This is a genomic window from Streptomyces sp. (genome assembly GCF_050698815.1).
Classification (GTDB): domain Bacteria; phylum Actinomycetota; class Actinomycetes; order Streptomycetales; family Streptomycetaceae; genus Streptomyces.
The window spans coordinates 1-12201 of record NZ_JBOHCV010000476.1 but is presented as its reverse complement, the minus strand read 5'-3'; the positions used below and the strand labels follow the sequence as shown (position 1 = coordinate 12201).

The following is a 12201-nucleotide window of genomic DNA, read 5'->3' as shown; positions in this document are numbered from 1 at the left end:
TACGCAAACCGAAGAAGGCCGAGGTCGCGGCCCACCTGGTCAACCTGGCCTGGCACGGCCTGGACGGCATGGAGTCCAAGCCGCGGCTGATCGGCCACCGGCGGAGCTGAGCGGGCGCCGCGGGCCGGGGGTCAGGTCTTACGGGATCGCTGTCCCGCCCGGCCTACGATGATGACCTCGGCACCAGCAGCCACTGGGATTCACGGGATGTCGGCAGGACCTGTCGAGCCATGGGCTCCAGGAACTCCAGGCCGGGTGGGGCGGCGAGCTGGACGTGGTCCAGGGAGGCGATCACCGCTTCACGGCCACGACGAAGATGCGGCGGAAGGGGAACGCCGTTCCGTGCGGGGCGGACGGGTAGGCGGTACGCAGCATCTCCCCGTACTCCGCGAGGAAGGCTTCACGTGCCGCCGGGTCGTCGGCGAGGAGGGTGAGGACGGGGCGCAGCGCCGTGCCCTTGACCCAGTCCAGGACCGGGTCCTCGCCCTGGAGGAGATGGAGATAGGTCGTCTCCCAGGCGTCGACCTCGCAGCCCAGCGGCGCGAGCGCGGCGGCGTAACCGGCGGGGTCGAGGACGGTGTTGACGCGGGATTCCGCGCCGAGGCGGTCGCGCCAGCGCGGGGAGTTGCGGAGGTCCGCCAGCAGCGCGTGGCTGGGCGCGGTGAAGTTGCCCGGGACCTGGAAGGCGAAGGTGCCGCCGGTCGGCAGTGCGTCGATCCAGGCGGGGAACGCGCCTGTGTGACCGTCCACCCGTCCCTTACCTTCGGCAGGGAGAACCCATTGCAAGGCCGCGTTGGAGAAGATCAGGTCGAAGCTCACCCCCGGGGCGGGCCGCCATGTGGCCAGGTCCGCGTGGGCGAAGTCGAGGGTGCCGCCGGCGCCGGTCGGGCCCGCGTGCTTACGGGCCTCGTCCAGCATCGCCGGTGAGTTGTCGTATCCGGTGATGTGGGCGCGGGGCCAGCGGGCGGCGAGCGGCGTGGAGGGGCCGCCGGGGCCGCAGCCGAGGTCGGCGATGCGCGGGGCGTCCGCGTGCGGGAGCTCGGGCACGCGGGCGAGCAGGTCGGCGAGCGGGCGGGCGCGGTGCCCGGCGTGGCGCAGGTACTGGTGCGGATCCCAGACAGGTGTCGTCATAGCGCCAGCCTCCAGTGAAAAGTATCTCGATGTCAAGAGACTTCATGTCGACACAACTACTACACTGATCACCATGGAGGACGAGGTCGACCGACTGGTGGCAGCCTGGCGTCGAGAGCGCCCGGACCTCGACGTGGAACCGTTGGAGGTGCTGAGCCGCGTCAGCAGACTCGCGCGCCATCTCGACCGCGCGCGCCGGATCGCCTTCTCCGAACACAACCTGGAGCCCTGGGAGTTCGACGTCCTCACCGCGCTGCGCCGGGCCGGGACGCCGTATCAGCTCTCCCCCGGCCAGCTGCTCACCCAGACCCTGGTCACTTCGGGAACCATGACGAACCGGATCGACCGGCTGGCGAAGAAGGGCCTCGTCGAGCGGCTGCCCGATCCGAGCGACCGGCGGGGGGTGATGGTGCGGCTCACCGACGAGGGCCGCGACCGCGCCGACAGCGCGCTGGCCGGGCTGCTCGCGCAGGAGCGCGCGCTCCTGGCCGAGCTCTCCACCGCCCAGCGCGGGGAACTGGGCTCCCTGCTCCGCCAGTTGACCGCCCCCTTCGACAACATCCCGGGGTGATGAACCCCGAGGAAGACACCGTCACGCACTCAGCCCGCTTCACTTAAGTGCTAGCATTGCAGTCAACGACTGCAATGGAGGTGGCTGCGGTGGCGACGCTGACGGTTCGTGGCCTTGATGACGAGACGCGCGCACGGCTGCGCATAAGAGCCGCCCAGCACGGACGCTCGATGGAGGCGGAAGTACGGGCGATCCTGCACGACCTGCTGATGCCGGCACCACCTGCCCGAGGGCTCGGCAGCCACATTCATGCACGGTTCGCCGCCATCGGCGGTGGAGAGCTTGAACCGCCGGCTCGCGATGAGGCTCCCCGTGCGGCGGTGTTCGACGAGTGATCGTCCTCGACACCAACGTCCTTTCAGAGCTCATCCGACCGACCCCCGAAGCGACCCTTGTGGCATGGCTCGACTCCCTTCCCACCGAGGAAGTGCTCACGACGGCGGTCACCGCTGCCGAGTTGCTCTACGGGGTGGCCCGACTGCCGGCCGGGAGCAGGAAGACCGCTCTGACCGACGCGGTGCACGCCTTGATCCATGAGGACCTCAGGGGCCGCGTCGAACCCTTCGATGCGGCGTCCGCCGATCACTACGCCCTCGTGGTCACCGGCCGCGAGAAGGCTGGGCTGCCGATCTCGGTGGCAGACGCCCAGATCGCCGCCATCTGCCGCACACGCCGGGCCACGCTGGCCACACGGAACACGAAGGATTTCGTCGACACGGGCATCGAACTGGTCGATCCCTGGCAGCCCGGCCCCCTCCCCGGCTGACCGGGGTCACCCGTACGGCGGACGCGCCGCGCCCCGCTGCGCCGGCGGTGCCGCGGCCCGTAGCATCCGGGGCATGGGCGGACGCCGATCAGAACGTTTCGCGGGACGCACCGTCATCGTCACCGGCGGTGGCGCCGGCATCGGGGCCGCGACCGCACACCGGCTGGCCGATGAAGGCGCGGCCGTCGTCATCCTCGACAATGAGGAGGAGGGCGGCCACCGTACGGCCCGCGAGATCACCGCGTCCGGTGCCCGCGCGGCCTTCGTCCTCGGGGACGTCACCGACGAGCCGGCCTGGGGGCGAGCCGTCCGTACCGCCCGCGACGGCTTCGGCCCCGTCGACGGTCTGGTCAGCAACGCCGCGCTGATGCGGCCCGGCGCCGCCGACGAGCTCTCCCTCTCCGACTGGGAGGGGCAGTTAGGGGTGAATCTCACCGGCGCCTTCCTCGGCGTACGGGCGTGCCTGGACGACCTGCGTACGAGCCGCGGAGCCGTCGTGCTGATCTCGTCCGTGGACGCGCTCGCCGGTCTACCCAGCCGCCCCGCCTACGCCGCCAGCAAGGCCGGGCTCACCGGCCTGGGCCGCCAACTCGCCGTCGACTACGGGCCGGAGGTCCGCGTCAACAGTGTGCTGCCCGGCCCCGTCCTCACCCGTGCCTGGGAGGGCGTCGGCGAGGAGGACCGGCGCAGGACCGTCGAACAGACCGTCGCCGGACGCCACGGTCACCCGGACGAGGTCGCCGCCGCCATCGCCTTCCTTCTCTCCGACGACGCCTCCTTCGTGACCGGCACAAGCCTCGTCGTGGACGGCGGCTGGAGCGTATACAAGACTTCGGCATGAACAGCCGCACCACCTGAGCCATCAGAACCACCCGAACCACCCCCGCGGGAGACCCCCTTGCGCATCGACCGTGTCGAGACCTTCGCCGTGCCGCCGCGCTGGCTGCTGTGCCGCATCGAGACCGACGAGGGCCACGTCGGCTGGGGCGAACCCGTCGTCGAGGGGCGCGCCGCGACGGTACGGGCGGCCGTGCACGAGCTTGCCGAGCAGTTCCTCGTCGGAGCCGATCCGCTCCGTATCGAGGACCACTGGCAGTTGATGACCAAGGGCTCCTTCTACCGTGGCGGCCCCGTGCTCTCCAGTGCCGTCGCCGGGCTCGACCAGGCACTGTGGGACATCGCGGGCAAGCACTACGGCGCGCCCGTGCACCAGTTGCTGGGCGGGCCCGTACGGGAGCGGATCCGCGCCTACAGCTGGGTCGGAGGGGACGAGCCCGCCGCCCTCCGCGACCACATCCAGGAGCAGGCCGACGCGGGCTTCACCGCCGTCAAGATGAACGCGGGCGGCCGTACGAACCGGCTGCCCACCGTCGCCGAGCTGGCCGGCATCGCCGAGCGCGCCGCCATCGCCCGTGAAGTCCTGGGCCCTGAGCGGGACTTCGGCATCGACTTCCACGGCCGCCTCACCGCGGCGGGTGCGCGCCGCGCGGCGGAGGTGCTGGCGGACGCGGCCCCGATGTTCATCGAGGAGCCGGTGCTGCCCGAACACACCCACCTCCTCGGGCAGGTCACGGCCGCCACCGGCATCCCCGTCGCGACCGGCGAGCGGCTCTTCTCCCGTACGGACGTGCTGCCCGCGCTGCGGGCGGGCATCGCCGTGCTCCAGCCCGACCTCTCCCATGCGGGCGGCATCTCGGAGGTGCGCCGCATCGCCGCGCTGGCCGAGACCTTCGACGTGCAGATCGCCCCGCACTGCCCGCTGGGTCCGGTCACGCTCGCCGCCAGCCTCCAGATCGCGGCCTGCACACCGAACTTCCTGATCCAGGAGCAGAGCATCGGCATCCACTACAACCGGGGTGCGGAGGTGCTGGACTACGTCGCCGACCCCGAGCCCTTCCGCTTCCACGCCGGACACCTGCTGCGGCCGACCGGTCCCGGACTCGGCATCGAGGTCGACGAACGGGCCGTACGGGCGGCCGACGGCTTCGACGACTGGCACAACCCCGTCTGGCGGCACCCGGACGGCTCGTTCGCGGAGTGGTGAGCGGTGGGCAGGCGGCGGTCAGTGCGCCGCACCCGCCCCCAGGTCGACGGGCCCCACCCCGGCCCGGCGCGCCAGCGCGACCGCGGCCAGCGTCGAGTGCACGTCCAGCTTGCCCAGCACGTTCTGCATGTGCGTACGGACCGTGTGCGGGGAGAGATACAGCCGCTCCGCGACCGCCTTGCGTCCCAGCCCTGCGACCATGCAGCGCAGCACTTCCCTCTCGCGTGGCGTGAGCGACTCGACCAGCCGCTCGCTCTCGCTGCGGTGCCTGCGGGAGGCCGTGAGTTCCTTCAATACGTCGGTCAGCAGCGCCGGCGGCAGATGCGTCTCGTCCTTCAGCACCCCCCGGATGACCTGGAGCAGCCGGGAGAGCGAACAGTCCTTGGCGACCCAGCCACCCGCCCCCGCCTGCAGGGCGGCGGCGGCGTGCCGGGGGTCGTCACGCTCGGCGAGCACCACCGCGCGGACCGCCGGGTGCTCGGTGCGCACCCGGCTGACGAGCTGGATACCGCCCGGTCCGGCCGCGCCGCCGTCCTTCGAACCGGCCGCCGTCGGCTGCCCGTTGCCGCTGCCCCCGGTGGCCGGTGCGCGGATCGCCCCGTCGACGGGCTGGAGGTCGGCGTCGATGAGCAGCACGTCGAAGCGGCGGCCGTCGGCCGCACCCCGCTCGAGACAGCGCAGCGCCGCCGGGGCGCTGCCCGCCGCGGTGACCTCGACGTCCTGCTCGGCCGCCAGTGCGGCGGCGAGGGACTCGGCGAAGATGCGGTGGTCGTCGACCACCAGCACCCGAATGGACTGCATGGCACCCCCTGGCAGTGTGGGTACGTCAGCCGGCGCGGAAAAACGTACGGGCCGCGCCGGATGGACACCGCCCGCGTCCCGCTACCCCACCCCGGTGTCGCAACCCGGCTGTCTCGCCCCCTGAAAGGCACCGGCCCCCACCGGTGTAATGGGGCGCCCCCGGCGAAGCCAGGGGACGCATCAAATCCAGGGTAAGGCCGGGGTGTGACAAGGGAACCCGATTGGCGAAACTGCTCGCCCAACGCCCCAATATGAGCGGGGTGTTCCGGTTCCGGATGTATCCGCCACCCTGCACCGGCCGCCTGCGTCAAGCGGTGGTGACCCGGCCCGCTCCCGCGCTCGGCACCGCCTCGAAGACGCGTGGTGCGCGGTAACCGGCCACGGCGAAGGCGTCGTTGACCGCCTTGCCGACGGACTCGGCCGCCGCCGCCCGTGCGAGCACGACCGCCGAACCGCCGAAGCCGCCGCCGGTCATCCGGGCCCCGAGCGCCCCGGCCGCACCGGACGCCTCGACGACCAGGTCGAGTTCGGGGCAGGAGACGGCGAAGTCGTCGCGCAGCGAGGCGTGTCCGGCCGTCAGTACGGGCCCGATGGCCGCCGTCTCCCCCACGTCCAGCAGCCGGACGGCCTGCTGGACGCGCTGGTTCTCGGTGACGACATGCCGCACGAGCGGACGCAGCCACGGATCGGATATGCGCTCCAGCGCCGCGCCGAGCCGGCCGTACGGCACGTCCCGCAGCGCCCGTACGCCCAGCGCCGCCGCGCCCGCCTCGCAGCCCGCACGGCGCTCGGCGTAGGCGCCGTCGCCAAGCGCGTGCTTGACGCCGGTGTCGACGACCAGCAGCCGCAGGCCCCCCACCGACAGGTCGAGGGGAACCTGGCGGCGGGTGAGGTCGCGGGTGTCCAGGTGGAGCGCGTGCCCGGCTGTGCAGCAGGCGGAGGCCATCTGGTCCATGACGCCGCAGGGGACGCCGACGAAGTCGTTCTCCGCGCGCCGGCACAGCTGGGCCAGGCGCGGCGCGGGCAGCCCCAGCCCGTACAGGTCGCTGAACGCGAAGGCCGTGGCGACCTCCAGGGCGGCGGACGAGGACAGTCCGGCTCCGGTCGGCACGCTGCTCTCGACATGCAGGTCGGCGCCGCCCACCCGGTGCCCCGCCGCGCGCAGCGCCCACACCACACCCGCCGGGTAGGCCGCCCAGCCGCCGCGGTCGCCGACGACTCCCAGCGGGGTCAGGTCGTCCACGCGCAGTTCGGTGACGCCGCCCGCCGCGTCGGCGGAGTGCAGCCGCAGCACTCCGTCGTCGCGGCGGGCGGCCGAGACGCGGCAGGTGTGCGGGAGCGCGAGCGGCATGACGAAGCCGTCGTTGTAGTCGGTGTGTTCACCGATCAGGTTGACCCGGCCCGGCGCGGCCCAGACGCCGTCGGGTGCGGCGCCGTAGACCGCGCGGAACCCGTCGCCGGACCCAGCGGTCATGGCTGCTTCGGTTCCGCCGCGGTGCGCCTCGCGAAGTCCCAGGCGTCCTGCACGATTCCCGCCAGGTCGGCCCGCGAGGGGTGCCAGCCCAGCCGCTCGCCTGCCCGGTCCGCCGAGGCCACCAGCACGGCGGGGTCGCCGTCACGGCGTGCTGCGGCGACCTCGGGCACGGGGTGACCGGTCACCTTCCGCACGGTCTCGATCACCTCGCGGACGGAGAAACCGTTGCCGTTGCCCAGATTGCAGATCAGGTGCTCGCCCGCGGTGACCTCGCCCTCGGACATCGCGTTCATGGCCAGCAGGTGGGCCTCGGCCAGGTCGGCGACGTGGATGTAGTCGCGGACGCAGGTGCCGTCGGGTGTCGGATAGTCGTCGCCGAAGACGGAGACGGCCTCGCGGCGGCCCTGTGCGACCTGAAGGACGAGCGGGATCAGGTGCGACTCGGGATCGTGCCGCTCGCCGTACGGACCGTAGGCGCCGGCGACGTTGAAGTAGCGCAGCGAGGCGGCGGCCAGGCCGTGCGCACGGCACTCGCCGCTGATCATGTGATCGACGGCGAGCTTGGAGGCACCGTAGGGGTTGGTCGGCGCCTCGAACGCGTCTTCGTGGACAGGGGTGTGCAGCGGCTCGCCGTAGGTAGCGGCCGTGGAGGAGAAGACGAGCTTGCCCACGCCCGCGTCGCGCATGGCTGCCAGCAGCTCGATGGTCCCGCCGACGTTGTTGCGCCAGTACTTGTCCGGGTCGGCCACCGACTCGCCGACCTGCGAGTGGGCGGCGAAGTGGAGCACGCCGTCGTACGAGGAGTCCAGCACCCGGGCGGCGTCCTGTACGCGGCCCTCGGTGAACCCGGCACCCTCGGGCACGGCCTGCCGGAATCCGGTGGACAGGTCGTCGAGCACGGTCACGGCGTGCCCGGCCGCCAGCGGGTGGGCGGCCACAACGCTGCCGACGTATCCCGCTCCGCCCGTCACCAGATACTTACGCGGGGGCACGGGAGGCGTCGCCCCTCGGGAGTTTGCAGTCACTGGCTACCTCTCGCAGTCGCTCGGCCGCGGTCTCGGGCGGCACATCGTTGATGAACACGTTCATCCCGGATTCGGAACCCGCGAGGAACTTCAGCTTGCCGGAAGTTCGGCGAATGGTGAAAAGCTCGAGGTGCAGAGCGAAATCCGCACGCACCGTGGCGACACCGTCACCGTCGCCGCCGTCGTGGCCGCGGACCGGTGCCTGGTGCCAGCCGGCTATGTAGGGCGTCGGCGGCTCTCCGGGGCCGAAGATCCGGTCGAACCGGCGCAGCAGCTCGAGGTAGACACGCGGGAACTCGGCGCGCGCCTCCTCGCTCAGCGCCGGCAGATCCGGCACCCGTGACCGGGGATAGAGGTGCACCTCGTACGGCCAGCGCGCGGCGTGCGGCACGAAGGCGACCCAGTGATCGGCCGCGAGGACGACACGTCGCACGTCGGCCAGTTCGTCGGCGACGACGTCGTCGAAGAGGTTGCGTCCGCCGGTGCGGGTGGCGTGCTCGGCGGCCGACCGCAGCATCCGGGCGGTACGCGGGGTGGTGAAGGGATAGGCGTAGATCTGGCCGTGCGGGTGCTGGAGGGTGACGCCGATCTCGGCGCCGCGGTTCTCGAAGCAGAAGACCTGCCCGGTGCCGGGCCGCCGGGAGAGTTCGGCGGTGCGGTCGGTCCAGGCGTCCAGCACCAGCCGGGCCCGTTCCTCGGTGAGGGAGGCGAAGGAGGCGCGGTGGTCGGAGGTGAAGCAGACGACTTCGCAGCGGCCGGCGTCGCCGGCGAAGGAGGGGAAGCGGTTCTCGAACACGACGACGTCGTAGTCCGGTTCGGGGATCTCGCTCAGCCGCTCGTCGTCGCGGGTGGGGCAGAGGGGGCACGCGTCGGCGGGCGGATGGTACGTACGGGCCTGCCGGTGCGCCGTGACGGCGGTCCACTCGGACAGCAGGGGGTCGTACCGGATCTCCGCCGAGATCGCCCCCGCCCCCGCCGCCTCCGGCGGACGCCGGTCGACCGCTTCGCGCACCGTGTCGTCACGCAGGTCGTAGTAGATGATCTCACGACCGTCGGTGAGCCGGCTCGAGGTCCTCTTCACTGTGCGCGCTCCTCACCCTGCCGATCTCAACATAATCGCACGCAACCAATCACAACTCAACAGGCAAGTCGAACGCGCGGCGACGCCGTACGGGCCATCAGATTACATAAGGGGCATTCAGGGCACGCGCTTTCGCCGCACCCAGTCGGCGCGCTCGGCTCCGGCGCTCAGCCCCGGTGTGCGCCGGGCCGGACCGCCCGGTCCAGCAGGCCGGTACGGGCCGCCAGCGCCGCCGCCTCCAGCCGGGAGCCCACGCCCAGCTTCATCAGCACCCGCTGCACGTGCGTACGGGCGGTGCTCGGCGCGATGCGCATCCCGGCGGCGATCAACCGGGTGTCCTCACCCTCCGCGACCCGCATCAGCACCTCCACCTCGCGGGGCGTGAGGAGCTGGAGGAGCCGGGCGCCCTCGTCGTCGGGCTCGGCGGCCGGGTTGAGCAGGTCGGTGAAGGAATCCCGGAGCAACTGCGGTGCCACAGCCGCTTCCCCGGCCCGCGCCTTCATCATGGCGCGCTCGACGCCCTCGATCCGTTCGTCGTGCCGTACGTAACCGGACGCGCCCGCGGCGAAGGCGGCGGCGATGCCGCGCGGGCTGGGCACCGGTCCCAGCACCACGACCGCTATCTGCGGCTTCTCGCGCTTGATCCGCAGCACCGGATCGAAGACCCCCGGCTCGGCCGGCACGGCCGTGCCGAGCAGACACACTTCGGGCGCCCGGCTCAGCACCAGCTCCGCGGCACCCGCACTGGGTGCGGCGGCGGCGAGCACGCGATGGCCCCGCAGCTTCAGCGCCGAGGCCAACGCCTCGGCGAGCAGCCTGTGTTCGTCGACCACCATGAGCCGGACGCTCATGCGCAACATCTCCCCAGGCTCCCGCGAGGGCCCCCACCCGGGCACAGCCCCTCTTCTGTGTTCACGGAAGCTACACGCTCGCCCGCCGTTCCGCGCCCCTTCGGTGAGAGAAGGGGCGGGACGGCGGGCGAGTGAGGTGCTGCGAGTGCCGTTGCTCAGGTGCTCACTTGGGTCCGAAGCCGATGCCCAGGTACTTCGCGTAGCTCTTCACGCTGTCCTTCGAGATCAGCGTCTGCTGAAGGAAGAGCCGGCCGTTCACATAGATCGGCGGTTCGCGCATCGTGATGCCGGCGAAGTTGTTCTCGGTCTCAGCGCTGTCGTCCGGGTTGCGGAAGTAGACCGTCTGCTTGCCCTCCTTGGCCGGGTCGATGCCGACGATCTGGCCACCCGAGTCGTACGTCGGCTTCTTGTACGCGATCAGCTTGTCGCCCTCCATCCGGATCGGGACGATGGTGCGCCTGCCGCCCGCGTCGGACTTCCACTTGGGCTTGCCGGTGTTGAAGTCGAAGGCCAGGATCTCGTTCGTGCTGGAGGTCGCACCCTGGTGCTCGCCGGAGGGCAGGTAGACGTTCTCCTTGTCGGCGACCGCCGTCGCGCAGGACTCGACCTCAGTGCCGCATTCGGGCTGGTACTTGCGCTCGCCCAGCGAGATCTTGGCCTTGAGCTTGGCGTCCTCGCCCACCGTCATCACGTCGGTCTGGAGGCTGGTGCCCGCGCCGACCGCGAGGACGACCGGGTCGGTGGAGATCACCGCGACGCTCTCCACGCCCTTGGGCGCCTCGAACTCCCACTTCGACTTGCCCGTCGTCGGGTTGAGCTTCTGCACCTTCATCGTCGGATTGCTGTAGTCGCCGCACTTGACGACCGCGATCAGCTCCTTGCCGCCCGCGAAGCCCTCGTCCTTGCAGCCGCTGGTCGACTTGGACTTCCAGAGCGGGCTGCCGCCCGAGATCTTGTAAGCCACCGAGCCGCCCAGCCACTTGGCCGCGACGACGTCCTGGCTGATGGTCATGTTGAAGCCGAGCGACGAGGAGCTCTCGCTGCTCGGCATCTTCTCCTGCCAGTCCTTCTTGCCCGTGTTCACGTCGAAGACCGCGATCTGACTGCAGGGCGCCCGGGAGGACTTGGTCTCGCCGAAGGCCACCGCCGTCTTGCCGGAATCCGTGACATGCCGGGAGGCGCCGCAGACCTCGCCGTCGAGCGGGAGCTTCCAGTCCTGCTTACCGGAGGCCGCGTCGATGCCGACGATTCCGTTGACGACGGTCTTGGCGAAGATCTTGTCGGTGGCCCAGGCGCCGGCGACGCCGATCGGGTCCTCACCGCTGACCGTCGGCGCCTCGATCTTGAAGAGCTCCTTGGCGTCCTGGTTCACCGGCTGTTTCCCGCCACCGCCCGAGGAGGAACCCTTGGTGTCGCCCTTGGCCTCGGTGCCGCCGCCATCGTCCTTCATCATGAACCAGCCGACGGTGCCGATGACCAGCACCACTGCGACGGCCGCGGCGATGATCGCGATCACCTTGCCGTTGCCGCCGCCACTGCCGGGGCCGCCGGGGCCGCCCCCGTACGAAGCCGGTGCCGTGGGGTACATCCCCGGGGCCTGACCGTAGGGAGCCTGACCGTAGGGGTCCTGGCCCGGCTGGCCCGGCTGGCCCGGCTGCTGCGGGTAGCCGTAACCGGCGGGCGGCTGCTGGGGATAGCCGTAACCGCCCGGCTGTTGCGGCGGCTGCTGCGGGTACCCGTAACCCGGCTGCTGCGCGGGCTGCTGTGGATAGCCGTAACCGGCCTGCTCCGGAGGCTGACCGGGCGGCGGAGGCGGCTGCTGCGCGGGCTGTTGCGGCGGTTGCTGGGGATAGCCGTAGCCGCCCGGCTGTTGGGGCGGTTGCTGGGGATAGCCGTAACCCCCCGGCTGTTGCGGCGGCTGCTGCGGAGGCTGACCGGGCGGCGGAGGCGGCTGCGACATGGCGGTTCCCTCGTTGATGAACAGACCGGACGCCCGCCCCTCAAGCCCCCGTAGGGCGGAGCGAATCGGACATCAGGCCCGCCTCTGGCTGGCTGGTAGGTACGCGGACGTTCTTTCTATCACCGGACACCACGAACCGAGCGTCCGGTTCCACACCCCGGACACCGGACGAGACTGCCTCGAAACCGAGCCGTAGTCCCGCCGTTAGCGGGCTGCCCGGCGGGGCCGTCACTCGCCCTCGGCCAGCTCCAGCCAGCGCGACTCCAACTCTTCGCGCTGGGCACCCAGTTCACGCAGTTCCGTGTCGAGGTCCGCCACGTGCGCGAAGTCCGTGGCGTGTTCGGCCATCGCGGAGTGCAGCGTCGCCTGTTTCTGCTCGATGCGGTCGAGTTGGCGCTCGATGCGCTGCATCTCCTTCTGGCCGGCCCGGGCGATCGCCGCGGGCTTCGCCGGTGCGGCGGCCGCCGGTGCCGGAGCGGCGGACGCGGCTCCGGCGG

At 71.5% G+C, this 12201-nt stretch carries 13 protein-coding genes and 1 pseudogene; 6 read left to right on the top strand and 8 right to left on the bottom strand.

The annotated features are described in order from the left end of the window. A pseudogene (locus ACRDP3_RS17190) lies at positions 1–110 on the top strand (TetR/AcrR family transcriptional regulator); the annotation flags it as partial. A gap of 181 nt (positions 111–291) precedes the next feature. Here the strand turns inward: ACRDP3_RS17190 and ACRDP3_RS17185 are convergent. Next, entirely contained in the window at positions 292–1131 is an 840-nt protein-coding gene (locus ACRDP3_RS17185; RefSeq protein ID WP_431517834.1) for a methyltransferase domain-containing protein, read from the bottom strand. Between the two features lie 73 nt (positions 1132–1204). Between ACRDP3_RS17185 and ACRDP3_RS17180 the strand changes: the two genes are divergently transcribed. The 5 genes from ACRDP3_RS17180 to dgoD all read left to right on the top strand — a co-directional run bounded on the left by ACRDP3_RS17180 (position 1205) and on the right by dgoD (position 4512). Then, entirely contained in the window at positions 1205–1702 is a 498-nt protein-coding gene (locus ACRDP3_RS17180) for a MarR family winged helix-turn-helix transcriptional regulator (RefSeq protein ID WP_431517833.1), read from the top strand. An 89-nt stretch (positions 1703–1791) separates the two neighbouring features. Continuing rightward, positions 1792–2037, top strand: coding sequence for a FitA-like ribbon-helix-helix domain-containing protein (locus ACRDP3_RS17175; RefSeq protein ID WP_431517832.1), 246 nt, complete (start codon positions 1792–1794; stop codon positions 2035–2037). 59 nt (positions 2038–2096) lie between these two features. Then, entirely contained in the window at positions 2097–2468 is a 372-nt protein-coding gene (locus ACRDP3_RS17170) for a type II toxin-antitoxin system VapC family toxin (RefSeq protein WP_431517831.1), read from the top strand. A gap of 73 nt (positions 2469–2541) precedes the next feature. After that, a complete protein-coding gene (locus ACRDP3_RS17165) occupies positions 2542–3309 on the top strand; it encodes an SDR family NAD(P)-dependent oxidoreductase (RefSeq protein ID WP_431517830.1) in 768 nt (255 codons plus the stop codon). 57 nt (positions 3310–3366) lie between these two features. After that, positions 3367–4512: a galactonate dehydratase gene (gene dgoD, locus ACRDP3_RS17160; protein ID WP_431517829.1), complete on the top strand. Its 1146-nt coding sequence runs from the start codon at positions 3367–3369 to the stop codon at positions 4510–4512. An 18-nt stretch (positions 4513–4530) separates the two neighbouring features. Here dgoD and ACRDP3_RS17155 read toward each other — a convergent pair whose 3' ends face one another. The 7 genes from ACRDP3_RS17155 to ACRDP3_RS17125 form a co-directional block, all read right to left on the bottom strand. Then, complete coding sequence (locus tag ACRDP3_RS17155) at positions 4531–5313, bottom strand: LuxR C-terminal-related transcriptional regulator (protein ID WP_431517828.1); 783 nt, start codon at positions 5311–5313, stop codon at positions 4531–4533. A gap of 307 nt (positions 5314–5620) precedes the next feature. Next, complete coding sequence (galK, locus tag ACRDP3_RS17150) at positions 5621–6787, bottom strand: galactokinase (protein WP_431517827.1); 1167 nt, start codon at positions 6785–6787, stop codon at positions 5621–5623. Then, the gene (galE, locus tag ACRDP3_RS17145) at positions 6784–7779 is read right to left on the bottom strand and encodes a UDP-glucose 4-epimerase GalE (protein WP_431517826.1); all 996 of its coding nucleotides are present in this window, start codon (positions 7777–7779) and stop codon (positions 6784–6786) included. Before galE ends, galK begins: the two co-directional genes overlap by 4 nt. After that, a complete protein-coding gene (galT, locus tag ACRDP3_RS17140; protein WP_431517825.1) occupies positions 7766–8893 on the bottom strand; it encodes a galactose-1-phosphate uridylyltransferase in 1128 nt (375 codons plus the stop codon). The genes galE and galT overlap by 14 nt, the downstream gene beginning before the upstream one ends. 167 nt (positions 8894–9060) lie before the next feature. Continuing rightward, complete coding sequence (locus ACRDP3_RS17135; protein WP_431517824.1) at positions 9061–9744, bottom strand: response regulator transcription factor; 684 nt, start codon at positions 9742–9744, stop codon at positions 9061–9063. A 163-nt stretch (positions 9745–9907) separates the two neighbouring features. Next, positions 9908–11704, bottom strand: coding sequence for a PQQ-binding-like beta-propeller repeat protein (locus ACRDP3_RS17130; RefSeq protein ID WP_431517823.1), 1797 nt, complete (start codon positions 11702–11704; stop codon positions 9908–9910). Positions 11705–11932: 228 nt separating this feature from the next. After that, positions 11933–12201: ABC transporter C-terminal domain-containing protein (locus ACRDP3_RS17125; protein WP_431517822.1), on the bottom strand; the 269-nt coding region annotated here is incomplete at its 5' end.